Below are 24165 nucleotides of genomic sequence, written 5' to 3' on the forward strand. Positions count from 1 at the left end.
GGTACCTGGGAAAGGGTTCCTTGAACGGCAGGCTCCAGGCCCTTCCCTCGGCGAGCCGGTACCGGCCGCCGCCGCCCCCGCTCAGATGGTCGGGGAGCCGAGCAGCGCAGAGGCGTGCCGGAGGGGGTCGAGGCCGCGCGCGGGCTCGGTGTTCTGCGGGAGGCTGCGGCAGGTGAAGCCGAGCTTGGCCATGGCGCGGAGGACTTCACCGGCGCTGAAGTCACGGCGGTCCTGGCGGGTGATGACCTGGCCGACCTGCTTGGCGGGGTAGGTACGGCGGCCGATGATCACGGTCTCGCCGACGGCCGGCTCGGGCTTGACGCCCTGCATGGCCTGCAGGACGCCGCTCTTGGTGAGGTCGAAGGGGAAGCGGGCGATGACGCAGCGCATGGTGCCTCACAGGAAGGAGGAGGGGAGGGTTCTGCCGTGGTGGGGCGGGTCAGCGGGCCAGGGCGAGGACGCCCATGGCGCTGCCGTGTTCGTCGATGACGGGCAGCACGTCGAGCCGGCGGTGGCGCATCGCGCGTTCGGCTTCGGCCGTCGGGGTCAGGGGCGAGGTGAAGAACCCGCGGTCGCCGGGTACGGCACGCAACCGGACCTGGTCGCTGTAGGCGGCGCCGTCGCGGACGGCGATGAGCTGGCCCCGGGTGACGAGCCCGGTGCACAGGCCGTGCTCGTCGCAGACGAGGAGATGGCCGGTGCGCGCACCGGCCATGACGGCCAGGGCCACTTCGACGGTCATGTCATCGCAGACCTGTGGCCCGGCCACCTCCATGACCTCGTTGACCGTCTGGGGTCCCGTACTGGTGCTCGTCGAGTCGGGCTGCATCCGGACCAGCGTCACAATTTGCCTCCTGCACAGATGGGCGAATCTCCGGATCACGCGGTTCTCAGGCCGTCGCCGCGGCGAAGGCGGGCCGACGGGAACCGGCGCGCCGGGCGGCCGGGGAGGGGCCGCGGCGGCCGCGGGAGGAGGAAGTGCTGCGCTTGGGGCGCTCGGGCGCCGGCGCCTTGACGGTGACCGGGATGCCGGAGGGGGCCTGCGCGCCGGTGATCCGGATCAGCTCTGCCTCACCCGGGCGGACCCGGTTGGACTCGGGCACGATGCCCGCGTCCTGCATGAGACGGTTCACGCCGCGGCGCTGCTGGGGCGTGACGAGGGTGACGACGCTGCCGGACTCGCCGGCGCGGGCGGTGCGGCCGCCGCGGTGGAGGTAGTCCTTGTGGTCGGTCGGCGGATCCACGTTGACGACGAGGTCGAGGTGGTCGACGTGGATGCCGCGGGCCGCGACGTTCGTGGCGACCAGCACGGTGACGTGCCCGGTCTTGAACCAGGCCAGGGTGCGTGCCCGCTGCGGTTGCGTCTTCCCGCCGTGCAGGGCGGCGGCCCGCACGCCGCTGCCGAGGAGCTCTTCGGTGAGGCGGTCCACGGCGTGCTTGGTGTCCAGGAACATGATCACCCGGCCGTCGCGCGCCGCGATCTCCGTGGTCAGCCGCTGCTTGTCGGCGCCGTGCACGTGCAGGACGTGGTGCGCCATCGTCGTGACCGCGCCCCGGGAGGGGTCCACGGAGTGGACGACGGGGTCGGTGAGGTAGCGGCGGACCAGGAGGTCGACGTTGCGGTCCAGGGTCGCGGAGAACAGCATCCGCTGCCCCTCGGGCCTGACCTGGTTGAGCAGTGCGGTGACCTGCGGCATGAAGCCCATGTCGGCCATCTGGTCGGCCTCGTCCAGGACGGTGGTCCCGACCCGGTTCAGCCGGCAGTCGCCGCGCTCGATGAGGTCCTTGAGGCGCCCGGGGGTGGCCACGACGACCTCGACGCCGCTGCGCAGCGCGTTCGCCTGCCGGCCGATCGGCATGCCCCCGACGACCGTGGCCAGGCGCAGCTTCACGGCGCGGGCGTACGGGGTGAGGGCATCCGTGACCTGCTGGGCCAGCTCCCGTGTCGGGACCAGGACCAGGGCCAGCGGCTGACGCGGCTCGGCGACTTGCCCGGAGGTGCGGGCGAGCAGCGCCAAGCCGAAGGCGAGGGTCTTCCCGGAGCCGGTCCGGCCGCGGCCGAGGACGTCACGGCCGGCCAGGGAGTTGGGCAGCGTCGCCCCCTGGATGGGGAACGGTACGGTCACGCCCTGCGCGGCGAGCGCGGCCAGCAGGGTCTTCGGCATGTCGAGATCGGCGAACGCCTCGACGGGGGGCAGCGCCGGGGTGATCGTCTTGGGCGGGGCGAACTCGCCCTGCACCGGTGCAGGGCGTCGACCCTGGCCTCCCGAGAGGCGGGGAGCACCGGAACGGCTGGGGGCGGACGACGCACCGAAGCGGCTGCCCCGGGGCGAACCGGAGGGGGAGCCGAAGGCGGGAGCGCCGGTGCGGCGGGTGCGGGAAGAGCGGCTGCTCGTACGTGTGGGGTTCATGAAGAACCTTCCTTGATACGGCACGCATCGAGGAGTTCCGCAACATGGGAGCAGCATGCGGAATCGCAGGTACGGACCGAATGGAATGAGAGAAGCGGCAGCGAACTGGATGCGCGATGAATTCGAGGCGACGCAGGCGGAGAAGAATGCGCGAAAAAGCGGATCCGAGGCGTCGAAGGGTACGGCTCCTGATGGAGGGGGTGTGTACCTTGAGGCTGTGTCCCGGCAGGAGAAATCGCTGCGGAAATGAATGCAGCTGGGGCCCGCACCCCGAGGGATGCGGGCCCCAGCTGCAAGATGCGCGTCAGCGTCAGACGGTGACGATGTTCTCGGCCGTCGGGCCCTTCTGGCCCTGCGCGATGTCGAAGGTGACCTTCTGGCCCTCCTGCAGCTCGCGGAAGCCCGAGGCGGCGATGTTCGAGAAGTGGGCGAACACGTCAGCGCCGCCACCGTCCTGCTCGATGAAGCCGAAACCCTTTTCCGCGTTGAACCACTTCACGGTGCCATTGGCCATGTCGTATCTCCTTGGGGCAGTACGCCGGCATCCGTACCGTACGGAAGCCGTGTCGCCGCGATGATGCCCTGCCCGGAAACTGACCGGAAAGATAGAGCGCTTCCGTGCGGCACGGGCCGACGGGAGCGCTCGAAGTTTTTTGGGTACCAAAACTGCAACTGAGATAGACGGTAGCACGTCCCCGCAGAATTTGTGCGCCGAATATTTCCCCCGGAGCGCCGCCGGTAAAAACCCTCTCTGCGGTGGCAGTCAAAATCTCAGCCCGCGAGCACAGGTATTCGTGTATTTCGAATGGGGTGTTGCGGAAGGGGCGGCCGGTGGTGGGCGGTCGTAGCGCCGGCGCCGAACCTGCCGCGAGCTGGGCGTACGGGTCGCCCGCCCGCAGCTGGGCGAGGGCAGGAGGGGTCTGGCGGCGGGCCCTCGGGCGCGGCCCGGAGGGCCGATTGCACGGCCGTGCCGCGGCAACTGCCCACGGGGTGGTCGTCACGTTGCAGCTGGTGGATCGGACGCCTCGGCTGCGCGGCGGTATTCGGCGTTGATGCGCTGGGCCTCTTCGAGCTGGTCTTCGAGGATGATGATGCGGCAGGCGGCCTCGATGGGGGTGCCCTGGTCGACGAGCTCGCGGGCGCGGGCGGCGATGCGCAGTTGGTAGCGGGAGTAGCGCCGGTGTCCGCCTTCGGAGCGGAGCGGGGTGATGAGGCGGGCTTCGCCGATGGCGCGGAGGAAGCCCTGGGTGGTGCCGAGCATGGCGGCGGCCCGGCCCATGGTGTAGGCGGGGTAGTCGTCGTCGTCGAGGCGATCGTCGAACGAGTCGTGTGCTGTCATCTGCACCTCTCTCTGGAACGCGTGGAGGGGCCCTGGTGCCGAACGGCACCAGGGCCCCGAAGGAACTGCTACACCATCCGCCGACCCTAGTACTGCGTCGGCCTTCTGTTTCCGCGGACCCTGCCTGAACTCGGCCGGGGGCGCGGGGATCGCGGTTGCTTGACCGGAGACCACCTCACTGTCGATGTCCTGCGGTACCCGGGTTCCGTCCTTCGCCCCGGGCGATCCTGATGGCGGTCAACTCCTCCGTTCTTCCCTCTGAACCGATCACTTGCCAAGCGGGGACTTCGTACTGCTGGTCATGCGAACTGCACTTGCTGGACTGCTACTGCGTTACTGCTGACGGCGGCCCCTGTACTGCGGCCACCCGGTCCGCCCGTCAGCCCCGTCGCCGTCCTGCGACAACGCTGGCTTCGGAACTCCACCTGCGGACCGTCCTGCGCACTGCGTGTACTGCTGCCCGGCAGTTCGTCCCTCCGGGCCTTGCTCGATCTCGGCTACGAGAGAAACCATAGCCGTCTCGGCATCGAATGTCTACTTCGGCCGCGATAGATTTTCGCCTGTTCGGTGGGGAGGTAATCGGGTTCGAACGCGACCTGGTCGGGGTGTGGGCGGCCGGGAGCGCTGCGGCCCGAGGTGGTCCCGGCGCCGCGCCGTCACGAGCGGCGGACGGTCTCCGTCGGGTTCGAGGCGCGGGGCGGGACATACAATCGATTCCCATGTCGAAGCCTGACGAGTTGCTCGTGAACGTTGCTGCACTGGTGGAGTCCGGGCAGAGCAACCAGATGTCCCTGACCGTGGTCGCCGGCGGTGCTGTGATCACCGGCCGGCTGGCTCCCGAAGCCGTGTGGCGGCAGCGTGTGTCGGAGGTGCTGGAGGATTCGGACCGGCTGGTCGAGTTCTCCGGCGCGTTCACTGCCACGACAGGCGGGGAGGCCCCTCCGACGCACCTGCACTTCCACGTGGCGCGGATCCTGCAGGGCACCATGGGCATCCCTGAGACGGGCGGCATGTACCGCGTGTCGATCGAGGACGTCACGGCCTGGACCGTGGGCGACTTCAGCTACTCCGACCACTGATCAAGTCCTGCGGTCCGAACCCGCGGGCTGGGGTGAGAGCCCGGTCCGGCTGAGCCCTCACCCCAGTCGCCCGCGGGTGGTCATGCGTGCTGGGGCTGGCGGAGTTCTGCCCGGCCGAAGAGGAGGGCGTAGCCGCCCGGGAGTGCGCGGAGGATCCGGGCGAGGAGGTCGGGTCCGGCGAGGCGGGTGACGACGGCGAGGACGGCGCCGGTGTCCCAGCGGGCGACGGCGGGGCTGGTGCCGGTGCGGACGGCGAGGTCCTTGACGAAGCCCCAGCCGGTGAGGGGTTCGGTGGCGGGGATCTGGGCCGTGAGGGCGAGGGCGGCTTCGACGGGGAGGGCCTGGGCGAGGTCGACGCGTTCGTCGCCGACGAGCTGGCGTCCGAGTGCGGCCAGGACGGTGCGGACGGCTTCTTCTGCGCGTTCGCGGGTGGGGTAGGCGCCTTCGTAGCGCACGCGTTCCAGCATCTGCTCGAACGTCATGGCTGGCTGGGCCTGGTGCGGTCGAGGCTGGTCGTACATGGTGCCGTGACTGCCTTTCTCGTCTGGGGGCGGGTCAGGGAGGTCGGGGGTGGCCGAGCGCGTCGGACTCCGGGAGACGGGCGGCGGTCTCGGCCCGTACCGTGCCGACCAGGTGCGCGCCGAGCAGGGCCAGGACGACGCGGGCCGCCCGTTCGGCTTCCTCCCGGGTCCGGTACTCGCGGCGTTCCTGGACGCGGCCCGGGGACGCTTCCCGGCGCACCGGCAGCTCACGTCACCCCCCGAGGAGGGGTGAACGGGAGATGGGGTGCGGAGGACGGGGTGCCGGAGGGGGATCGGGTTTCCCGTCCTCCGCCGCTGGTGCCGGCCGGGTCAGCCGGAGATCTGCTTGCGGTCGGTGTTGCCGCCGATGGCGATCTTCCGCGGCTTGGCGCGCTCGGAGATCGGGATCCGCAGGGTCAGCACACCGGCTTCGTAGTCGGCTTCGATGTGCTCGGTGTCGAGGGTGTCGGCCAGCATGACCTGCCGGGAGAAGACCCCGAGGGGACGCTCGGAGAGCTCCATCTGCACGCCGTCGCCCCTCGCTGCGGGCCGGCGCTCGGCCTTGACGGTGAGCATGTTCCGTTCGACGTCGATGTCGATCGCCTCGGGGCTCACTCCCGGGAGGTCGAAGGCGACGACGTACGCGTCTCCCTCCCTGTAGGCGTCCATCGGCATCACGGACGGCTTCGACCACGTACCGGACGTGCCGGAGAGCTGCTGGACGATGCGGTCCATCTCGCGGAACGGGTCGGTGCGCATCAACATCGCGAAACACCTCCAGTTGGTTCAGGCAGAGACTGCCAATGCGCTTCAACGTGCCTCCGTTGTAACATGTCATCGAAACGATGACAAACAAGAAGTCATCCGGAGGACGACAGAGCACGGAGACCGCCATGGCCGAGGCCGCAGAGCCGACCGCACCCGTCCCCTTCCTCGCCGCCGCCGCGGCGCTGGAGACCATCAGCAAGGCCGTCAAGGAGGCGCAGAAAGCCCCCGCGAGCACGCCGGCAGCCTCGTCCGCACCGGCCGCGGGCCCGCACCCGGCCCTGGCCGCACTGCTGATGCTCCGCGAGGTCCGCGAACAGCTCGCCGGCTGGGAAACCGGCCTGATCGAGAACGCCCGCGGCCAGGGGGCCAGTTGGGCCGACCTCGCCGGCCCCCTCGGAGTCGCCAGCCGCCAGGCGGCCGAGCGCCGCTACCTGCGCCTGCGGCCGGGGAAGGCCGGAAGTACGGGCGAGGAACGCGTCCAGGCCACCCGCGACATCCGCGCCGCCGACCGCAGCGTGGACGCCTGGGCCCGGGACAACGCCGCAGACCTGCGCCGCCTCGCCGGCCAGATCACCGCCCTCACCGGCCTGCCCGCCGGCGCCGGGGGTGCCATCGGCGACCTGAACCAGGCCCTCGCCCACGACGACACCGCCCGCCTCGTCCGCCCCCTGGCCGACGCGCGTCCCCACCTGCGGCCCGAGGACGCCGACCTCGCCGACCGCATCGACGCCGTCACCCGACATGCCGACCAGCTCCGCCGGGACACCCACGACCAGCGCAGCGCGTGACCCGTGGTCCCGTACGAGACGCGGTCGCGTCCGGGTGGTGCAAGCGGGGCGCAGGGGGCCCTCAGGCCTGGGCGCTCACGCGGGTTGGGGCACGAGAAGGGCACGGCCGGGGCTGAGGTCTAGATAACGACGAAGGCCCAGGTCGCTGACCTGGGCCTTCGTCTCTGAGCGGATGACGGGAATCGAACCCGCGCTATAAGCTTGGGAAGCTCATGTTCTACCATTAAACTACATCCGCATTGCGGGCAGACGGTGCATCTGCTGCATGCTCGGACACTCTACCTCATGATCGACCCCCGGTGGGCTTGCCGGGGGTCTTCGTGTGTGGGGGGCGGGAGTTGGGGCGTAGCGTGGGGGTGCGGAGCGGCGGATGGAGCGGGCTCCTGTTCATCCCCTAATGTGGCGATTCGTCGCAACCTGGTTTGTTGGGGAAAGGGACTCGATGGAGCACACCGTCGTCCGTTGTGCCGAAGGGCACGTGTTCAGTACCGCTTCGTTCCCGCTGCGGCAGCTCGGTGCCGGGCGGATCGGCCCCGGCCGGCTGCTGCGGTGCCCGCGGTGCGCGCGGCTGCGGCATGCGGTACCGGTGACGGCCGCGCGGCGGTAGCGGCGGCGGCGGCGGTGGCGGGCGCGCGGGTGCCTTCGATTGGGGGTGCCCCGCGGCCTCTGCGTATCCTCGGGACGTGCTTCTCTCAGACAAGGACATCCGGGCCGAGATCGACAGCGGACGGGTGCGCATCGACCCGTTCGACGAATCGATGGTGCAGCCCTCCAGCATCGACGTACGGCTCGACCGGTTCTTCCGGGTGTTCGAGAATCACCGCTACGCACACATCGACCCCGCCATCGAGCAGCCGGATCTGACCCGGCTGGTCGAGCCGGAGGGTGACGAGGCCTTCATCCTGCATCCGGGCGAGTTCGTGCTCGCCTCGACGTACGAGGTCATCTCGCTCCCCGAGGACATCGCGTCCAGACTGGAGGGGAAGTCGAGCCTCGGCAGGCTCGGGCTGGTGACGCATTCGACGGCCGGTTTCATCGACCCGGGGTTCTCTGGGCACGTGACCCTGGAGCTGTCGAACCTGGCCACGCTGCCGATCAAGCTCTGGCCGGGCATGAAGATCGGGCAGCTGTGCATGTTCCGTCTCAGCTCGCCCGCAGAGTTCCCGTACGGAAGTGAGCGGTACGGATCGCGGTACCAGGGCCAGCGCGGCCCGACGGCCTCGCGGTCCTTCGTGAACTTCCACCGCACCCAGGTGGGAAGGCCGGAATGACCCAGGTACGCGAAACCCTCGACTACGAGAACTTCGGTCGGGCGGTGCGCGAGCTCGCGCAGACGATCGCCGACGACGGGTACGAGCCCGACATCATCCTGAGCATTGCCCGGGGCGGCGTGTTCGTGGCGGGCGGTCTGGCCTACGCGCTGGACTGCAAGAACATCCACCTGGTGAACGTCGAGTTCTACACGGGTGTCGGCACCACGCTCGAAATGCCCGTGATGCTGGCCCCCGTCCCCGAGGCGATCGACTTCACCGACAAGAAGGTGCTGATCGCCGACGACGTGGCCGACACCGGCAAGACGCTGAAGCTCGTGCACGACTTCTGCCTCGGCCACGTCGCCGAGGTCCGGTCCGCCGTGATCTACGAGAAGTCCCACAGCCTCGTGAAGTGCGAGTACGTGTGGAAGAAGACGGACGACTGGATCGAGTTCCCCTGGAGCACCGAGCCGCCCGTCGTGAAGCGTGAGGGCCAGGTCCTCGACGCCTGACCCGCCCGTACGGACGTACGCGAGAGGGCCCCGGTGCAGCGCGCACCGGGGCCCTCTCGCGTCCGTACGGTCGCCGGGACGGGCCCGCGGGCCCGTCCTTCGGATCAGGTCCTCAGACCGTGCCCAGCTTGATGATCGACAGCAGGGCGACCAGCTGGATGGCGGAGGCGCCGAGCGCCTTGGGCCAGGGCAGGTCGTGGGTCTTGCTGATCAGCGAGGTGAACAGGGCGCCGGCCGCCAGCCAGGTGATCCAGCCGAGGACCTGCACCAGGCCGTTCTCGCCGCCGAGGAACACCGCGAAGAGCAGGCGCGGCGCGTCCGTGATGGACATGACCAGCATGGACAGGCCCACGGTGGGCTGCCAGGAGCCGTCGCCGCCCAGCTGGCGGGCCAGCGTGTGCGTGACGGCGCCGAGGATCAGCCCGCAGATGACGAAGGCGACGCCGGCCGACAGCACGATCGGGACGGCGTTCCCCAGGGTGGCCTTGATGACGTCGTCGCGCGGCTCGTCGAGGCCGAACACCGCCAGCAGGCCGTACAGGAACGTCACGACGAGCGCGGTGCCCCAGACGGCGTGGTCGCGCATCTGGTCGAAGGTCGGGCCCGGGCGCATCACGATGCCGCTGAGCAGCTGCTTCCAGGGCAGCCGCGGGCCCGCGGGGGCGCTGTCGGCGCCGGCCCGGTAGGTGCCGCCGTCGGAGTACGGGTAGGGCTCCTCGCCGATCGAGAAGGCCTGGGTGTGCCCCGGGTTGTTCGCCTGGCCCGCGTACGCGTCGTAGCCGCCGGGGCCGCCGGGGCCGCCGTACGGGGGCTGCTGCTGCGGGTAGCCGCCCTGCTGCGGGTGCGGCGCGCGGTGCTGCGGGTGCTGCTGCGGGTACGGGTCGCCGAGGTACTCCGGCTCGCCGTGACCGCCGCCGCCGCCCGTGCCCTGCGCGGGCCACTGCTGCTGCGGGGGGTAGGGCTGCTGACCGTACGGCGGCGGCGACTGCTGCTGTCCGTACGGCTGCTGCCGCGGGGGTTGTTGGGGGGTGCGGTTGTCCCGGCCGCGTCCGATCCTGAATCCAGCCACGTGATCGAACGTACCTGGTCGGGCGGGGGCCGGTGGGCGGGCGGCGGGAACATACGGTCATTGCGGCTGACCTGTGACATCCCCTAGGGGGACCCCGGGGGGATAACCCCATGTGCCTCTTTGTCACTGTTTACGGGGCTGTACGGCAGTCTGAGGCTGACCGTTACATTGCCTACGGCTTACCCACATATGACCCTCGTAGCTTCGTGTCTGTCGCCACCGGGCGGAACACCGGCCCGGGCGGAGCGACCCGGAAGAAGTCACCAGAACGAAGCCAGAGGACACAGCCATGCGCGTCACCCGCCGCACCCTCCGCACCGCCGCCGTCTCCGCCGGCGCCCTCTCGGTCCTGGCCTTCCCGGTGGGCTCGGCCTTCGCCGTCTCCCCCGAGGTCCCCGAGCCGCAGGTGCTCCCGGGTGTCGAGCAGCCGGCCCACCCGGACGGCAAGAAGGACGAGACGAAGGAGGACAAGCAGGAGGACAAGCGGGGCGAGACCAAGGACGAGACCGCCGGCAAGCCCGTCCTGCGCGCCTTCGTCACCACGGTGAAGCTCGCCGACGGCTCGTACGCCAAGGTCTACTCGGTCGGCAAGGGGCAGTACGAGGCCGAGATCTGGTCCGGCGGGACCAAGCTGGACACGCTGGTCACCAAGGGCGGCCGGGCCGCCCACGGCCAGCACAACGGCCTGCACGTGGTCCTCCAGCCGGACGGCACCGTGACCTCGTGGATCGAGGGCGCGACGAAGCCCACCCACAAGCCGCAGAGGCCGACCAAGCCGCAGCCCGAGAAGGACGAGCGGGCGCACGTCTCCTCGAAGCGCATCACGATGCCCGACGGCCGGATCGCGAAGCTGGTCAAGGGCGCCCCGGGTGGCCCGCGCGTCGAGTTCTCCATGCCGAACGGCAACCGCCTCGGTTCGATCGACCTCAAGAAGCCGAGCACCGTCAACGACGGCTGGACGTACAAGCTCGTACAGGACGGCAAGCGCACCAAGTTCGTCGTGATCGACGGCAAGGGCGGCGGCTCCAGCTGGGTCTACGACTTCGACGGCAACCTCATCGAGAAGCACGCCGCCGAGCGCCGCGGCCGCCACCACAAGGGCCACCAGGGCCACCAGGGCCACCAGGAGGCCGGGCAGCGCGTCGTGCCCAAGGGCGGCGTGAAGGCCGGCGCCGAGGGCGTCCGGGAGGGCACCGACGGCGACGGGCCGGTGCTGCTCGCCGCGGGCGGCGGCATGGCGGCGGCGGGTGCCGCGGGCCTCGGCTTCTCGATGCTGCGACGCGGCCGCACGAGCTGACGCCGCAGCCCCCCGCCAGGGGGCCCGAGAACGGCGAACGGCCGGTCCTTGCCACGGGGGGCAGGACCGGCCGTTCGTCTTGCGGTCTTACGGTCTTACGGTCATGCGGATCGGTCGCGCACCGCTCAGGCGGCCGGCTCCGGCTCGGCCTCGGCGGCCTCGGGTTCCGGCTCGGCCGGGGCCTTCACCGAGTCGAGGAGCAGCTGGGCCACGTCCACGACCTGCACGGACTCCTTGGCCTGGCCGTCGTTCTTCTTGCCGTTGACCGAGTCGGTCAGCATGACGAGGCAGAACGGGCAGGCGGTGGAGACGATGTCCGGGTTGAGGGACAGGGCCTCGTCGACGCGCTCGTTGTTGATGCGCTTGCCGATCCGCTCCTCCATCCACATCCGGGCGCCGCCGGCACCGCAGCAGAAGCCCCGCTCCTTGTGGCGGTGCATCTCCTGCTGGCGCAGGCCCGGGACGGCCGACATGATCTCGCGCGGCGGCGTGTAGACCTTGTTGTGGCGGCCCAGGTAGCAGGGGTCGTGGTACGTGATCAGGCCGTCGACCGGGGTCACCGGGAGCAGCTTGCCCTCGTCGATGAGGTGCTGGAGCAGCTGGGTGTGGTGGATGACCTCGTACTCGCCGCCGAGCTGCGGGTACTCGTTCGCGATGGTGTTGAAGCAGTGCGGGCAGGTCGAGACGATCTTCTTCGCCGACTTCGGCTTCTTCGTCGACTCGTCCTCGTCGTCCTCGCCGAACGCCATGTTCAGCATGGCCACGTTCTCCTGGCCCAGCTGCTGGAACAGCGGCTCGTTGCCGAGGCGGCGCGGCGAGTCACCGGTGCACTTCTCCTCGCCGCCCATGATCGCGAACTTGACGCCCGCGATGTGCAGCAGCTCGGCGAAGGCCTTGGTGGTCTTCTTGGCGCGGTCCTCCAGGGCGCCGGCGCAGCCGACCCAGTAGAGGTAGTCGACCTCGGACAGGTCCTCGACGTCCTTGCCGACGATCGGGACCTCGAAGTCGACCTCCTTGGTCCACTCGACGCGCTGCTTCTTCGCCAGGCCCCAGGGGTTGCCCTTCTTCTCCAGGTTCTTGAGCATCGTGCCGGCCTCGGACGGGAAGGCGGACTCGATCATCACCTGGTAGCGGCGCATGTCGACGATGTGGTCGATGTGCTCGATGTCGACCGGGCACTGCTCCACGCACGCACCGCAGGTGGTGCAGGACCACAGCACGTCCGGGTCGATGACGCCGTTCTCCTCGACGGTGCCGATCAGCGGGCGCTCGGCCTCGGCCAGTGCGGCCGCCGGGACGTCCTTCAGCTGCTCCTCGGAGGCCTTCTCCTCGCCCTCCATGGTCTTGCCGCCGCCGGCCAGCAGGTACGGCGCCTTGGCGTGCGCGTGGTCGCGCAGCGACATGATCAGGAGCTTCGGCGAGAGCGGCTTGCCGGTGTTCCAGGCGGGGCACTGCGACTGGCAGCGGCCGCACTCGGTGCAGGTGGAGAAGTCGAGGATACCCTTCCAGGAGAACTGCTCGACCTGGGAGACGCCGAAGACGTCGTCCTCGCCCGGGTCCTCGAAGTCGATCTCCTTGCCACCGCTGGTCATCGGCTGGAGCGCGCCGAGGGCGGTCTCGCCGGTGGCGTTGCGCTTGAACCAGATGTTCGGGAAGCCCAGGAAGCGGTGCCAGGCCACACCCATGTTGGTGTTCAGCGAGACGGTGATCATCCAGATCAGCGAGGTGCCGATCTTGATCATCGCGGTGAAGTAGATGGCGTTCTGCAGGGCCGACAGGGACATGCCCTTGAAGAGCAGGACCAGCGGGTACGACACGAAGTACGCCGGCTCGTACGAGTCGACGTGGTGGATCGCGCCTTCGAGGCCGCGCAGGGCGAGGATCGCCAGGCCGATGGTGAGGATCACGTACTCGACGAAGTACGCCTGCCAGGCCTTGGAGCCCGCGAAGCGGGACTTGCGGCCGGCCCGGGAGGGCAGCGACATCAGGCGGATCGCGATCAGCACGAGGATGCCGACCACGGTCATCAGGCCGATGAACTCGATGTAGAGCTCGAACGGCAGGAAGCCGCCGATGACCGGCAGGGTCCAGTCGGCCTGGAACAGCTGCCCGTACGCCTGCGCCAGGGTGGGCGGCAGGGTCAGGAAGCCGATGGCGACGAACCAGTGCGCGAAGCCGACGATGCCCCAGCGGTTCATGCGGCTGTGGCCGAGGAACTCCCTGACCAGGGTGAGCGTTCGTTCCTTGGGGCGGTCCGTGCGGCTGCCCGCCGGGACCGGCTGGCCGAGCTTCACGAACCGGTAGATCTGCGCCACGGCTCGGGCGAGCAGCGCGACGCCGACCACGGTCAGGACCAGCGACACGATGATCGCGGCGAGTTGCATTGGGGGCTCCTCGGGCGGGCCTGCGAGGCGGATTACTGCGGATTACTAAGCAGTAACTTATTCAGTCAAGCCTGAGGTTACCCACTTATAGAGCCGCACTGTAGTTGTGCACGCGGTGATCTGTGTCGCTCAGGCCACCCTTTGCGGCGCCTGGCCTGGGCGTACGCAGGGCCGCGCGGGGGGTCTGCGCCAGGATCGCGAGGTCCATGCCGAGCCAGTGGTGCTCGACGTAGTGCAGGTCCAGCAGCGCCATCTCCTCCCAGGGTAGGTCGGAACGGGCGCTGACCTGCCACAGGCCGGTCATGCCGGGGCGGACGGCGAGCCGGGCGGGGTCCTGGCGGGTGCCGGGGCAGGGACCGACCAGGGACATCTCGCCGGCGAGGACGTTCAGGAGCTGGGGGACGCCCTGGAGTCGGTGCGCGCGGAGCCATTCGCCGGCGGGGCCGGTCGTGGTGAACAGCCAGCGGCGGTACGGGCGGCCGGCCCGGCCGAGGGCCTGCCGGCGGGTGAGGGGGGCCGTGCGGGTGGTGGCGGTGAGGGCGGCGGCCGTCAGGAGGAGCGGGACGGCGGCGGCCGCGAGCAGGGTGAGGGCGGCGATGGTGTCGCACACGCGCTTTGCCGACGGGCGGCGGAATCGTTTCGCGACGGCGGCGGCGAGGGCGGCGGTGCGCCTGGCGGTGCGCCTGGCGGTGAGGTGGGCGGTGAGGTGGGCGGGGAGCGGGGCGGGCATGCGGGAACGATCCCGCTCGCCCGTGTCGGGCCCCGTTTGCCGCGCGGCCCCGTCCCCCGCTCGGCCCGCTTTTCTCCCCCACCCCGCCCCTTCCCGAACCGGGGCCCGGTCCCCGCCTCCGCGCCTCCGCGCCTCGATCGCCGCCGCGGCTCGACCCCGGGGCTCCGCCCCCTACCCCCCCGCGCCTCGAACGCCGGCGGGGCTGGACGTCCCGGCCGTGGAGGGCGGGGGCCTCGGCGCGGGCTGGAGGGGGTGGCGGGGCTGGAGGGTGGCTTGAGGGTGGGGCGAGGTGGGGCAGAGCCCGGCCTCGCCGGCGATTGAGGCGCGGGGTCCGGGGCGGAGCCCCGCTCTTTGAGGCGCGGGGGCAGCGGGGACGAGGGGGCTGCTGTCGCGGCCGTCGACGCGCCCCCGGGAGGTCCCGTGCGCGTGTGGACAGGGGCGGAACCCGGGGCCCGGGGCGTGCCGGATCGGGTGTGCGCGTGGGGCGCGGCGGAGCCGCCGGGTCCGGGTGCTCGCCGGATCGAGCGTAAGGGCCGCATAAGAGTTGAGTCGGTGCGGCTCAGGTCTGTTGACGTCGGCGCAGCCTTGCGGCATCCTTGAGCCTGTTCCACTCAAGTCATGGAGGAATCAAAAATGGCACGTGCGGTCGGCATCGACCTGGGCACGACTAACTCCGTCGTCAGCGTTCTCGAAGGCGGCGAGCCCACCGTCATCACCAACGCAGAGGGCGCCAGGACCACGCCGTCCGTCGTCGCCTTCGCCAAGAACGGCGAGGTCCTCGTCGGCGAGGTCGCCAAGCGCCAGGCGGTCACCAACGTCGACAGGACCATCCGCTCGGTCAAGCGCCACATGGGCACCGACTGGAAGATCGAGCTCGACGGCAAGAACTTCAACCCGCAGCAGATGAGCGCCTTCATCCTGCAGAAGCTGAAGCGCGACGCGGAGGCCTACCTCGGCGAGAAGGTCACCGACGCGGTCATCACCGTGCCGGCGTACTTCAACGACTCCGAGCGCCAGGCCACCAAGGAAGCCGGCGAGATCGCGGGCCTCAACGTCCTTCGTATTGTCAACGAGCCGACCGCGGCCGCCCTGGCCTACGGCCTCGACAAGGACGACCAGACCATTCTCGTCTTCGACCTCGGCGGCGGCACCTTCGACGTGTCCCTCCTGGAGATCGGTGACGGCGTCGTCGAGGTGAAGGCCACCAACGGTGACAACCACCTCGGTGGCGACGACTGGGACCAGCGCGTCGTCGACTACCTGGTGAAGCAGTTCGCCAACGGCCACGGCGTGGACCTGTCCAAGGACAAGATGGCCCTCCAGCGTCTGCGCGAGGCCGCCGAGAAGGCGAAGATCGAGCTCTCGTCCTCGACCGAGACCACGATCAACCTGCCCTACATCACGGCCTCCGCCGAGGGCCCGCTGCACCTGGACGAGAAGCTCACCCGCGCCCAGTTCCAGCAGCTGACCTCGGACCTCCTGGAGCGCTGCAAGACCCCGTTCCACAACGTCATCAAGGACGCCGGCATCGCGCTGTCCGAGATCGACCACGTGGTCCTGGTCGGCGGCTCCACCCGCATGCCGGCCGTCGCCGAGCTCGTCAAGGAGCTGACCGGCGGCAAGGAGGCCAACAAGGGTGTGAACCCCGACGAGGTCGTCGCCATCGGCGCCACCCTCCAGGCCGGTGTCCTCAAGGGTGAGGTCAAGGACGTTCTGCTCCTCGACGTGACCCCGCTGTCCCTCGGCATCGAGACCAAGGGCGGCATCATGACCAAGCTCATCGAGCGCAACACCACGATCCCGACCAAGCGGTCCGAGATCTTCACGACGGCCGAGGACAACCAGCCGTCCGTGCAGATCCAGGTCTACCAGGGCGAGCGCGAGATCGCGGCGTACAACAAGAAGCTCGGCATGTTCGAGCTGACCGGCCTGCCGCCGGCCCCGCGTGGCGTCCCGCAGATCGAGGTCTCCTTCGACATCGACGCGAACGGCATCATGCACGTGACCGCGAAGGACCTCGGCACGGGCAAGGAGCAGAAGATGACCGTCACCGGCGGCTCTTCGCTCGCCAAGGACGAGGTCGACCGGATGCGCCAGGAGGCCGAGCAGTACGCGGAGGAGGACCTCCGCCGCAAGGAGGCCGCCGAGTCCCGCAACCAGGGCGAGCAGCTCGTCTACCAGACCGAGAAGTTCCTCAAGGACAACGAGGACAAGGTCCCGGGCGAGGTCAAGACCGAGGTCGAGTCCGCCGTCGCCGAGCTGAAGGAGAAGCTCAAGGGCGAGGACACCGCCGAGATCCGCACCGCGACCGAGAAGGTCGCCGCGGTCAGCCAGAAGCTGGGCCAGGCCATCTACGCCGACGCCCAGGCCGCGCAGGGCGCCCCTGCCGGTGACGCCGGTGCCCAGGCCGCCGACGACGACGTCGTCGACGCCGAGATCATCGACGAGGACAAGCCGAAGGGCGGCCAGGTCTGATGTCGGAGGAGACCCCGGGCTTCGACGAGAAGCCCGAAGTCCCCGCCGACGGCACGACGCCCGACGAGCCGAAGGCCGCCGACTCCGAGGAGAAGGCGGCCCCGGCCGGGGACGCACAGGACATCGCCCTCACGGCGCAGCTGGACCAGACCCGCACCGCGCTCGGCGAGCGCACCGCGGACCTCCAGCGGCTCCAGGCGGAGTACCAGAACTACCGCCGCCGGGTGGAGCGGGACCGGGTCACGGTCAAGGAGATCGCCGTCGCGAGCCTCCTGACCGAGCTCCTCCCGACCCTCGACGACATCGGCCGGGCCCGCGAACACGGCGAGCTGGTCGGCGGGTTCAAGTCGGTGGCCGAGTCCCTGGAGACGGTCGCCGCCAAGATGGGCCTGCAGCAGTTCGGCAAGGAGGGCGAGCCCTTCGACCCGACGATCCACGAGGCCCTGATGCACTCGTACGCGCCGGACGTCACCGAGACGACCTGCGTGGCGATCCTGCAGCCGGGGTACCGGATCGGCGAGCGTACGATCCGCCCCGCGCGGGTCGCGGTGGCCGAGCCCCAGCCGGGCGCGGCCGGCAAGGCGGAGGGCTCCGAGGAGTCCTCCGACAAGGACGGCGAGTAGCAGTCCGCACCCGGCCCGCCGGAGCCTTCCGGCGGGCCGGGACCGGTAGTACAAGAGCAGTACCGCAGGACCAGAGCAGCACCGAGTGACACCCGGCAGCGGGAGGAGGGACGTCGATGAGCACGAAGGACTTCGTCGAGAAGGACTACTACAAGGTCCTCGGCGTCCCCAAGGACGCCACCGACGCCGAGATCAAGAAGGCCTACCGGAAACTCGCCCGCGAGTTCCACCCGGACGCCAACAAGGGCAACGCGGAGGCCGAGGAGCGCTTCAAGGAGATCTCCGAGGCCAACGACGTCCTTGCCGACCCGAAGAAGCGCAAGGAGTACGACGAGGCCCGAGCCCTGTTCGGCAGCGGCGGCTTCCGCCCCGGCCCCGGTGCCGGCGGCTCCTTCAACTTCGACCTGGGCGACCTCTTCGGCGGTGCGCAGGGCGGTGCCGGCGGCTTCGGCGGCGGTGGTCTGGGCGACGTCTTCGGCGGCCTGTTCAACCGCGGCGGCGCGGGTGCGGGCACCCGTACCCAGCCGCGGCGCGGCCAGGACGTCGAGTCCGAGGTCACCCTCAGCTTCACCGAGGCGGTCGACGGTGCCACCGTCCCGCTCCGGATGTCCTCGCAGGCCCCCTGCAAGGCGTGCGCCGGCACCGGCGACCAGAACGGCACCCCGCGGGTGTGCCCGACCTGCGTCGGTACCGGGCAGGTCTCCCGCGGCGGCGGTGGCGGCTTCTCCCTCACCGACCCGTGCGTGGACTGCAAGGGCCGCGGCCTGATCGCCGAGACCCCGTGCGAGGTCTGCAAGGGCAGCGGCCGGGCCCGTTCCTCGCGCACCATGCAGGTCCGCATCCCGGCGGGCGTCTCCGACGGTCAGCGGATCCGGCTGCGCGGCAAGGGCGCCCCCGGCGAGCGCGGCGGCCCGGCCGGTGACCTGTACGTGGTGGTCCACGTGGGCAGCCACCCGGTGTTCGGCCGCAAGGACGACAACCTGACCGTGACCGTGCCGGTGTCCTTCGTGGAGGCCACCCTCGGCGCCGAGGTCAGGGTGCCCACGCTGGGCGGCCCCGCCGTCACCCTCAAGCTTCCTCCGGGCACGCCCAACGGGCGCACGATGCGGGCCCGCGGCAAGGGCGCGGTCCGCAAGGACGGCACCCGCGGGGACCTGCTGGTCACCGTGGAGGTCGCGGTGCCCACCGAGCTGTCCGACAAGGCCCGCGAGGCGCTGGAGAACTACCGCGCCGCCACCGCGGGCGAGGACCCGAGGGAAGAGCTGTTCCAGGCCGCGAAGGGAGCATGACGCGATGACTCCAGGCAACCCCCGCACGCCCGGCACCCCCGGCGGCATGGACGGCCGCCGGCGGAACCCGTACGAACTCACCGACGAGACGCCGGTGTACGTCATCTCCGTCGCGGCCCAGCTCTCCGGCCTGCACCCGCAGACCCTGCGCCAGTACGACCGCCTCGGCCTGGTCTCCCCGGACCGCACGGCCGGCCGCGGCCGCCGCTACTCGGCCCGCGACATCGAACTGCTCCGCACGGTGCAGGCGCTGTCCCAGGACGAGGGCATCAACCTGGCCGGGATCAAGCGGATCATCGAGCTGGAGAACCAGGTCGCCGCGCTCCAGCAGCGTGTCGCCGAGCTGGCCGCCGCCGTGGACGGCGCGGCCGTCGCGATGCAGCAGCGGGAGGCCCAGGTGCACGCCTCGTACCGGCGCGACCTGGTGCCGTACCAGGACGTCCACCAGACGAGCGCGCTCGTGGTCTGGCGGCCCAAGCGGTCCGACTGAGCGCGTACGCCGACGCGTGAAGGCCCTGCCCGGGTGTCCGGGCGGGGCCTTCAGCCGTCCAGGGGGTCGTCTGCGAGGTCGTCGGCGAGGGCCGGTCCGGGGGCGTCCAGGATGCCCGACTGGGCGATGAGGTAGCCGAGTTGGGCGCGGCTGCCGCTGCCGAGGTGGGTGGCCAGCTTGGCGATGTGGGCCCGGCAGGTGCGGACGTTCATGCCGAGCCGGCGGGCGATGGCCTCGTCCACGTGCCCGGCGATGAGGAGTTGGGCGATGGACCGCTGCACGCCGGAGATGCCCGAGCGCGTGGTGCTGTCCGGGATCTGCTCGCGCAGCGGCACGCCCCGCGCCCACAGCTGTTCGAACACCTTGATGAGGTACGAGACGAGCCCCGGGTGCCGCAGCTCCAGCGCCACCTGCCGGTCGGCGCTGGCGGGGATGAACGCGACGGTGGTGTCGAAGATGATGAGCCGCTCGAACAGCTCTTCCAGCGTGCGGACTTCGACCTTGCCGGCGGAGATCCGCTCCACGTAGGCGAGCGTCCCGCGGCTGTGCCGGGCGGTGTGCTGGTAGAGGGTCCGGATGCTCACCCCGCGGTCGGTGAGGGGCTGGTCGCGCTGCAGGGCCTCGGTGAGGGCCACGGCCGACCGGGCGCCGCCGGGCTGGATGGTCAGCATCTCGGTGTGGCAGTCGGCGGTGGCCAGGTTGAGGGCCGCGTTGATGCGGTCGATGCCCTCCAGCACGGTGATCGCGTGCGTACTGGCCGGATTCTGGGCGCTGATGGCAAGGAAAGGCTCGAACGCGTCGGTAAGCTCCAGCGAATCACGTCGACGATCTTGGATGTCTCGCTCGATCGGGTGAAGACGCTGTGCGAGTGCGACGCTCGGGGGAACCGGACGGAGAGAGTTGACGTCATCCGGGTCAGGCTGCAGTAGGGCGAATTCGAGCAGACACGGAGCGTTCTTCACCTCCGCACGTGCGATGCGGCCGGTGCGCAGCGCGCTCGCGTAGAGCCGCGTTCCCTCGCCGCACATGGCCGTGACGGGGTGGGGATGTGTCGGCTTTGTGCTGTTTATAGGCAAATCTCCACCCCCCAGGGTCCTGAACATGCAAGAACATGATGCATCGTCCCTGTGGCATTGACGTGCCCGAATGAGCCATCGTCTTGTCTCGCGGGGGAGAGGATTTCATCAAGTGAGGACGAAGCCGACCATGAACAAGAGAATGCTTCGCTCGGCGCTTGCCACTGTCATCTTCTCGGCTGTGGCCTGCGGGGGGGTTGTCGAGGCGACCACCCTGAGTGTGGCTGGAACGCGTGCGGCAGGCGGCCCCCCGGACAGCGGGTGGGACTCGACCCCTCTGGACAGCGGTTGGCGTCCCGTCGCCCCCGTGGGCGGTTCCGGTTCGGGTGCCGGCGGTGCTGCGGCCACTGCCGTGGGCGAGGTGTCGGCATGACCCCCGACGACCGCTCCTTCCGCAGGGAAATGGCGTCCGCCTACCGCTCCGGCTGGCAGTTCGTGGACCTCGTGACGGCGATCCCCCACGCCGGCGACTCCCTGATGGTGACCCTGTTCGGCCAGCCGATCGTCGTCGTCCGCGAAGAGGACGAGGACGTCCGTGCCTACCGGTGCCTGCGCCGTCCCCGGGGCGCGCCGCAGCCCGTGCGCTGCGAGATCCGCTACGGCATGGTCTTCGTCAATCTCGATCAGCGCGACCACCAGCTCTTCGAGCCCGATATCACCACCGCCACCCCCCGCAGTGCCTGACGCGATCCCCCCTTCGTTCCAGATCGCTCAGGTGCTTCCCCCACACAACGGCGCCATCGTGGACCTGACCACGATGGCGCCGTTGTGATGTCCGCGTCCATGCGGGGACCGGCCAAACTTGCCGTCCGGCCGCGGCCGGACATCGCCTCTGCCCAGGCCGGACGCCCCCTGCGCGCCGGATCCCGCTACGCGCGCCCCATCGCGCGGTCGAGCGCGATCTCCAGGACCACCCGGTCCGGATTGGGCGTCGGGGTGCGCCCGTACCGCTCGGCGTAGCGCGCCACCGCCTCGGCGACCGAGGCCTCGTCCGTACGGATCACCGCCCGCCCCTCCAGGGTGGCCCAGCGGCGCCCCTCCATCTGGCAGACCGCGACCCGGGCCGCCGCCGGCTGCGCGGCCAGCACGTTGCGGACCTTCTTGCTGTGCTTGTTGCTGATCACCCGGGCCAGTCCGGCCTCCGGGTCGTACGTCACGCCCACCGGGACCACGTGCGGGGTGCCGTCCGGGCGGGGCGTGGTCAGCGTGCAGACGTGCCGCTCCCGCCAGAAGGCGAGGTACTCGGGCGTCGGGTTGAGTGGATCCAGGGCCATGCGCCGAGCTTAGGCGGTGCGGTGCGCTGCGGAAGCGTGGACGGAGACGGGACGGAGGCGGGACGGAGACGGGCCGGAAACGGGCCGGAACGGGTGCCTGAAAGGGTCCCGCAAACAGCCTTGAGTGGAATAGACTCAACTTTGTACACGTTGACCGAGTCAGAGTTGATGGGGACGGAGAGGAGAAGCCGTACGTGGACGCCGAGCTGACCAACAGGAGCCGGGACGCACTGAACGCCGCCACCAGCAGGGCCGTGAAGGGCGGGCACGCGGATCTGACCCCCGCCCACCTGCTGCTGGCCCTGCTCACGGGCTCCGACAACGAGAACATCACCGACCTGCTGGCCGCCGTCGGAGCCGACCAGGCCGACCTGCGGGCCGCCGCCGAGCAGCTGCTCGGCTCGCTGCCCAGCGTCACCGGCTCCACGGTCGCGCCCCCGCAGGCGAGCCGCGACCTGCTCGCGGTGCTGGCGGAGGCCGACCGGCAGGCGGGCGTGCTCGGAGACGAGTACCTCTCCACCGAGCACCTGCTCATCGCCCTCGCCGCCAAGGGCGGCCCGGCCGGGGAGCTGCTGGAGCGGCGCGGCGCCACCGCGAAGAAGCTGCTGGACGCATTCGAATCGGTACGAGGAGGACGGCGGGTGACCACCCCCGACCCGGAGGGCCAGTACAAGGCCCTGGAGAAGTTCGGCACGGACTTCACGGCCGCGGCCCGCGAGGGCAAGCTCGACCCGGTCATCGGCCGGGACCACGAGATCCGCCGGGTCGTGCAGGTCCTGTCCCGCCGCACCAAGAACAACCCGGTGCTCATCGGAGAGCCCGGCGTCGGCAAGACGGCCGTCGTCGAGGGCCTCGCCCAGCGGATCGTGAAGGGCGACGTCCCCGAGTCGCTGAAGAACAAGCGGCTGGTCTCCCTGGACCTGGGCGCGATGGTGGCCGGCGCGAAGTACCGCGGCGAGTTCGAGGAGCGCCTCAAGACCGTCCTGGCGGAGATCAAGTCCAGCGACGGCCAGATCATCACCTTCATCGACGAGCTGCACACCGTCGTCGGCGCGGGCGCCGGCGGCGACTCCGCGATGGACGCCGGCAACATGCTCAAGCCGATGCTGGCCCGCGGCGAGCTGCGGATGGTCGGCGCGACCACCCTCGACGAGTACCGCGAGCGGATCGAGAAGGACCCGGCGCTGGAGCGCCGCTTCCAGCAGGTGCTGGTGGCCGAGCCCTCCGTCGAGGACACCATCGCGATCCTGCGCGGGCTCAAGGGCCGCTACGAGGCCCACCACAAGGTCCAGATCAACGACAGCGCGCTGGTGGCCGCCGCCACCCTGTCCGACCGGTACATCACCTCCCGCTTCCTGCCCGACAAGGCCATCGACCTCGTCGACGAGGCGGCCTCCCGGCTCCGCATGGAGATCGACTCCTCCCCGCTGGAGATCGACGAGCTGCAGCGGTCCGTGGACCGGCTCCGGATGGAGGAGCTGGCGCTGAAGAACGAGTCGGACCCGGCCTCCCGCGAGCGCCTGGAGCGGCTGCGCAAGGACCTCGCCGACAAGGAGGAGGAGCTGCGCGGCCTCACCGCCCGCTGGGAGAAGGAGAAGCAGTCCCTCAACCGCGTCGGCGAGCTGAAGGAGCGGCTGGACGCGCTCCGCGGCCGGGCCGAGCGGGCCCAGCGCGACGGCGACTTCGACGCCGCCTCCAAGCTGCTGTACGGGGAGATCCCCGCGCTGGAGCGGGAGCTGGCGGAGGCCTCCGAGGCGGAGGCCGAGGCCGCCAGGGACACCATGGTCAAGGAGGAGGTCGGGCCCGACGACATCGCCGACGTGGTCGGCGCCTGGACCGGCATCCCGGCCGGCCGGCTGCTGGAGGGCGAGACCCAGAAGCTGCTGCGCATGGAGCAGGAGCTGGGCCGCCGCCTGATCGGCCAGGAAGAGGCCGTCCGGGCGGTCTCGGACGCGGTCCGGCGCACCCGCGCGGGCATCGCCGACCCCGACCGGCCCACCGGCTCGTTCCTCTTCCTCGGCCCCACCGGCGTCGGCAAGACCGAGCTGGCCAAGGCGCTCGCCGACTTCCTCTTCGACGACGAGCGGGCGATGGTCCGCATCGACATGTCGGAGTACTCGGAGAAGCACAGCGTGGCCCGGCTGGTCGGTGCCCCGCCCGGGTACGTCGGCTACGAGGAGGGCGGCCAGCTCACCGAGGCGGTCCGGCGGCGCCCGTACAGCGTGGTGCTGCTGGACGAGGTGGAGAAGGCCCACCCCGAGGTCTTCGACATCCTGCTCCAGGTCCTCGACGACGGCCGGCTCACCGACGGGCAGGGCCGGACGGTGGACTTCCGCAACACCATCCTGATCCTGACCTCCAACCTCGGCTCGCAGTTCCTCGTCGACCCGCTGACCGGCGAGGACGAGAAGCGCCGGCAGGTCCTGGACGTGGTGCGGGGCTCCTTCAAGCCGGAGTTCCTGAACCGGCTGGACGACCTCGTGGTGTTCTCCGCGCTCAGCCGCGAGCAGCTGGCGCACATCGCCGAGCTGCAGATCGGGGCGCTGGCCAAGCGGCTCGCGGAGCGCCGCCTGCTCCTGGACGTCACCCCCGAGGCCCTGGCCTGGCTGGCCGCGGAGGGCCACGACCCGGCGTACGGCGCCCGGCCGCTGCGCCGACTGATCCAGACGGCGGTGGGCGACCGGCTGGCCCGCGAGATCCTCGCCGGCGAGGTCCGGGACGGCGACACGGTCCGGGTGGACGTGGCGGGCGACGGGCTGCTGGTGGGCCGCCCGCTCTGACCGGCCA

23 protein-coding genes, 1 tRNA gene and 1 pseudogene are annotated in these 24165 nt (G+C 70.5%); 11 read left to right on the top strand and 14 right to left on the bottom strand.

Annotated features, from left to right (window positions below):
- Positions 1–81: 81 nt before the first annotated feature.
- The 5 genes from LG634_RS01185 to LG634_RS01205 form a co-directional block, all read right to left on the bottom strand.
- Positions 82–390 carry an SCO5918 family protein gene (locus LG634_RS01185; RefSeq protein ID WP_226731636.1) on the bottom strand — a complete coding sequence of 103 codons (309 nt, stop codon included), beginning with the start codon at positions 388–390 and terminating at the stop codon, positions 82–84.
- A 49-nt stretch (positions 391–439) separates the two neighbouring features.
- Entirely contained in the window at positions 440–844 is a 405-nt protein-coding gene (locus LG634_RS01190) for a CBS domain-containing protein (protein WP_226731637.1), read from the bottom strand.
- A 46-nt stretch (positions 845–890) separates the two neighbouring features.
- Positions 891–2411, bottom strand: coding sequence for a DEAD/DEAH box helicase (locus LG634_RS01195; RefSeq protein WP_226731638.1), 1521 nt, complete (start codon positions 2409–2411; stop codon positions 891–893).
- A 310-nt stretch (positions 2412–2721) separates the two neighbouring features.
- Positions 2722–2925 (bottom strand): cold-shock protein, encoded by a 204-nt coding sequence (locus tag LG634_RS01200; RefSeq protein WP_226731639.1) that lies wholly within the window; start codon positions 2923–2925, stop codon positions 2722–2724.
- Positions 2926–3408: 483 nt separating this feature from the next.
- Complete coding sequence (locus LG634_RS01205) at positions 3409–3750, bottom strand: MerR family transcriptional regulator (RefSeq protein ID WP_226731640.1); 342 nt, start codon at positions 3748–3750, stop codon at positions 3409–3411.
- Between the two features lie 719 nt (positions 3751–4469).
- Between LG634_RS01205 and LG634_RS01210 the strand changes: the two genes are divergently transcribed.
- On the top strand, positions 4470–4829 hold the full coding sequence (locus LG634_RS01210) for a hypothetical protein (RefSeq protein WP_226731641.1): 360 nt from the start codon (positions 4470–4472) through the stop codon (positions 4827–4829).
- Positions 4830–4909: 80 nt separating this feature from the next.
- Here the strand turns inward: LG634_RS01210 and LG634_RS01215 are convergent, their stop codons facing one another.
- The 3 genes and pseudogenes from LG634_RS01215 to LG634_RS01225 all read right to left on the bottom strand — a co-directional run bounded on the left by LG634_RS01215 (position 4910) and on the right by LG634_RS01225 (position 6115).
- Positions 4910–5350, bottom strand: a complete 441-nt coding sequence (locus LG634_RS01215; protein ID WP_226731642.1) for a DUF2267 domain-containing protein — start codon at positions 5348–5350, stop codon at positions 4910–4912.
- A 55-nt stretch (positions 5351–5405) separates the two neighbouring features.
- Positions 5406–5576 (bottom strand): annotated as a pseudogene (locus LG634_RS01220) (DUF2267 domain-containing protein); the annotation flags it as partial.
- Between the two features lie 104 nt (positions 5577–5680).
- Positions 5681–6115: an Hsp20/alpha crystallin family protein gene (locus LG634_RS01225; protein ID WP_226731643.1), complete on the bottom strand. Its 435-nt coding sequence runs from the start codon at positions 6113–6115 to the stop codon at positions 5681–5683.
- A gap of 128 nt (positions 6116–6243) precedes the next feature.
- On the opposite strand from LG634_RS01225, the gene LG634_RS01230 reads away from it, so the two are divergent.
- Positions 6244–6906, top strand: coding sequence for an HSP18 transcriptional regulator (locus tag LG634_RS01230; RefSeq protein WP_226731644.1), 663 nt, complete (start codon positions 6244–6246; stop codon positions 6904–6906).
- Positions 6907–7073: 167 nt separating this feature from the next.
- Here the strand turns inward: LG634_RS01230 and LG634_RS01235 are convergent.
- Positions 7074–7144 (bottom strand) — tRNA-Gly (locus tag LG634_RS01235).
- A 445-nt stretch (positions 7145–7589) separates the two neighbouring features.
- On the opposite strand from LG634_RS01235, the gene dcd reads away from it, so the two are divergent.
- Positions 7590–8177: a dCTP deaminase gene (dcd, locus tag LG634_RS01240; RefSeq protein ID WP_226731645.1), complete on the top strand. Its 588-nt coding sequence runs from the start codon at positions 7590–7592 to the stop codon at positions 8175–8177.
- Positions 8174–8671, top strand: coding sequence for a phosphoribosyltransferase (locus LG634_RS01245; protein ID WP_226731646.1), 498 nt, complete (start codon positions 8174–8176; stop codon positions 8669–8671). Before dcd ends, LG634_RS01245 begins: the two co-directional genes overlap by 4 nt.
- A 112-nt stretch (positions 8672–8783) precedes the next feature.
- Here the strand turns inward: LG634_RS01245 and LG634_RS01250 are convergent, their stop codons facing one another.
- A complete protein-coding gene (locus LG634_RS01250) occupies positions 8784–9740 on the bottom strand; it encodes a Yip1 family protein (RefSeq protein ID WP_226731647.1) in 957 nt (318 codons plus the stop codon).
- Between the two features lie 289 nt (positions 9741–10029).
- On the opposite strand from LG634_RS01250, the gene LG634_RS01255 reads away from it, so the two are divergent.
- Complete coding sequence (locus tag LG634_RS01255) at positions 10030–11037, top strand: hypothetical protein (protein WP_226731648.1); 1008 nt, start codon at positions 10030–10032, stop codon at positions 11035–11037.
- A 125-nt stretch (positions 11038–11162) separates the two neighbouring features.
- Here LG634_RS01255 and LG634_RS01260 read toward each other — a convergent pair whose 3' ends face one another.
- Together LG634_RS01260 and LG634_RS01265 are read right to left on the bottom strand one after the other, a co-directional pair.
- Positions 11163–13421 (bottom strand): (Fe-S)-binding protein, encoded by a 2259-nt coding sequence (locus LG634_RS01260; RefSeq protein ID WP_226731649.1) that lies wholly within the window; start codon positions 13419–13421, stop codon positions 11163–11165.
- Between the two features lie 85 nt (positions 13422–13506).
- Positions 13507–14151, bottom strand: a complete 645-nt coding sequence (locus LG634_RS01265; protein WP_264202540.1) for a sugar transferase — start codon at positions 14149–14151, stop codon at positions 13507–13509.
- Between the two features lie 633 nt (positions 14152–14784).
- Between LG634_RS01265 and dnaK the strand changes: the two genes are divergently transcribed.
- The 4 genes from dnaK to LG634_RS01290 all read left to right on the top strand — a co-directional run bounded on the left by dnaK (position 14785) and on the right by LG634_RS01290 (position 19028).
- Complete coding sequence (gene dnaK / locus LG634_RS01275) at positions 14785–16626, top strand: molecular chaperone DnaK (RefSeq protein WP_226731650.1); 1842 nt, start codon at positions 14785–14787, stop codon at positions 16624–16626.
- Entirely contained in the window at positions 16626–17249 is a 624-nt protein-coding gene (grpE, locus tag LG634_RS01280) for a nucleotide exchange factor GrpE (RefSeq protein ID WP_226731651.1), read from the top strand. Before dnaK ends, grpE begins: the two co-directional genes overlap by 1 nt.
- A 116-nt stretch (positions 17250–17365) precedes the next feature.
- Positions 17366–18538 carry a molecular chaperone DnaJ gene (dnaJ, locus tag LG634_RS01285; protein WP_226731652.1) on the top strand — a complete coding sequence of 391 codons (1173 nt, stop codon included), beginning with the start codon at positions 17366–17368 and terminating at the stop codon, positions 18536–18538.
- Positions 18539–18584: 46 nt separating this feature from the next.
- Positions 18585–19028, top strand: coding sequence for a heat shock protein transcriptional repressor HspR (locus LG634_RS01290; RefSeq protein ID WP_226731707.1), 444 nt, complete (start codon positions 18585–18587; stop codon positions 19026–19028).
- A 50-nt stretch (positions 19029–19078) separates the two neighbouring features.
- On the opposite strand, the gene LG634_RS01295 is transcribed toward LG634_RS01290, so the two are convergent.
- Complete coding sequence (locus tag LG634_RS01295; protein WP_226731653.1) at positions 19079–20131, bottom strand: helix-turn-helix transcriptional regulator; 1053 nt, start codon at positions 20129–20131, stop codon at positions 19079–19081.
- 342 nt (positions 20132–20473) lie between these two features.
- Here LG634_RS01295 and LG634_RS01300 point away from each other — a divergent pair, with 342 nt between their 5' ends.
- Positions 20474–20788, top strand: coding sequence for a Rieske (2Fe-2S) protein (locus LG634_RS01300; RefSeq protein ID WP_226731654.1), 315 nt, complete (start codon positions 20474–20476; stop codon positions 20786–20788).
- A gap of 185 nt (positions 20789–20973) precedes the next feature.
- On the opposite strand, the gene LG634_RS01305 is transcribed toward LG634_RS01300, so the two are convergent.
- Positions 20974–21378 (bottom strand): pyridoxamine 5'-phosphate oxidase family protein, encoded by a 405-nt coding sequence (locus LG634_RS01305; RefSeq protein ID WP_226731655.1) that lies wholly within the window; start codon positions 21376–21378, stop codon positions 20974–20976.
- 194 nt (positions 21379–21572) lie between these two features.
- Between LG634_RS01305 and clpB the strand changes: the two genes are divergently transcribed.
- Positions 21573–24158, top strand: coding sequence for an ATP-dependent chaperone ClpB (gene clpB, locus LG634_RS01310; protein WP_226731656.1), 2586 nt, complete (start codon positions 21573–21575; stop codon positions 24156–24158).
- Positions 24159–24165: the final 7 nt, after the last annotated feature.

It is taken from the genome of Streptomyces bambusae, assembly GCF_020532645.1.
Taxonomy (GTDB): Bacteria; Actinomycetota; Actinomycetes; order Streptomycetales; family Streptomycetaceae; genus Streptomyces; species Streptomyces bambusae.

What these genes read in the sequence shown, in the direction of transcription:
- LG634_RS01185 (WP_226731636.1), bottom strand. Translation starts at nt 390, where the DNA reads ATGCGCTGCGTCATCGCCCGCTTCCCCTTCGACCTCACCAAGAGCGGC.
- LG634_RS01195 (WP_226731638.1), bottom strand. Translation starts at nt 2,411, where the DNA reads ATGAACCCCACACGTACGAGCAGCCGCTCTTCCCGCACCCGCCGCACC.
- LG634_RS01200 (WP_226731639.1), bottom strand. Translation starts at nt 2,925, where the DNA reads ATGGCCAATGGCACCGTGAAGTGGTTCAACGCGGAAAAGGGTTTCGGC.
- LG634_RS01205 (WP_226731640.1), bottom strand. Translation starts at nt 3,750, where the DNA reads ATGACAGCACACGACTCGTTCGACGATCGCCTCGACGACGACGACTAC.
- LG634_RS01210 (WP_226731641.1), top strand. Translation starts at nt 4,470, where the DNA reads ATGTCGAAGCCTGACGAGTTGCTCGTGAACGTTGCTGCACTGGTGGAG.
- LG634_RS01215 (WP_226731642.1), bottom strand. Translation starts at nt 5,350, where the DNA reads ATGTACGACCAGCCTCGACCGCACCAGGCCCAGCCAGCCATGACGTTC.
- LG634_RS01225 (WP_226731643.1), bottom strand. Translation starts at nt 6,115, where the DNA reads ATGTTGATGCGCACCGACCCGTTCCGCGAGATGGACCGCATCGTCCAG.
- LG634_RS01230 (WP_226731644.1), top strand. Translation starts at nt 6,244, where the DNA reads ATGGCCGAGGCCGCAGAGCCGACCGCACCCGTCCCCTTCCTCGCCGCC.
- LG634_RS01245 (WP_226731646.1), top strand. Translation starts at nt 8,174, where the DNA reads ATGACCCAGGTACGCGAAACCCTCGACTACGAGAACTTCGGTCGGGCG.
- LG634_RS01255 (WP_226731648.1), top strand. Translation starts at nt 10,030, where the DNA reads ATGCGCGTCACCCGCCGCACCCTCCGCACCGCCGCCGTCTCCGCCGGC.
- LG634_RS01260 (WP_226731649.1), bottom strand. Translation starts at nt 13,421, where the DNA reads ATGCAACTCGCCGCGATCATCGTGTCGCTGGTCCTGACCGTGGTCGGC.
- LG634_RS01265 (WP_264202540.1), bottom strand. Translation starts at nt 14,151, where the DNA reads ATGCCCGCCCCGCTCCCCGCCCACCTCACCGCCCACCTCACCGCCAGG.
- dnaK (WP_226731650.1), top strand. Translation starts at nt 14,785, where the DNA reads ATGGCACGTGCGGTCGGCATCGACCTGGGCACGACTAACTCCGTCGTC.
- grpE (WP_226731651.1), top strand. Translation starts at nt 16,626, where the DNA reads ATGTCGGAGGAGACCCCGGGCTTCGACGAGAAGCCCGAAGTCCCCGCC.
- dnaJ (WP_226731652.1), top strand. Translation starts at nt 17,366, where the DNA reads ATGAGCACGAAGGACTTCGTCGAGAAGGACTACTACAAGGTCCTCGGC.
- LG634_RS01290 (WP_226731707.1), top strand. Translation starts at nt 18,585, where the DNA reads ATGGACGGCCGCCGGCGGAACCCGTACGAACTCACCGACGAGACGCCG.
- LG634_RS01295 (WP_226731653.1), bottom strand. Translation starts at nt 20,131, where the DNA reads ATGTTCAGGACCCTGGGGGGTGGAGATTTGCCTATAAACAGCACAAAG.
- LG634_RS01300 (WP_226731654.1), top strand. Translation starts at nt 20,474, where the DNA reads ATGACCCCCGACGACCGCTCCTTCCGCAGGGAAATGGCGTCCGCCTAC.
- LG634_RS01305 (WP_226731655.1), bottom strand. Translation starts at nt 21,378, where the DNA reads ATGGCCCTGGATCCACTCAACCCGACGCCCGAGTACCTCGCCTTCTGG.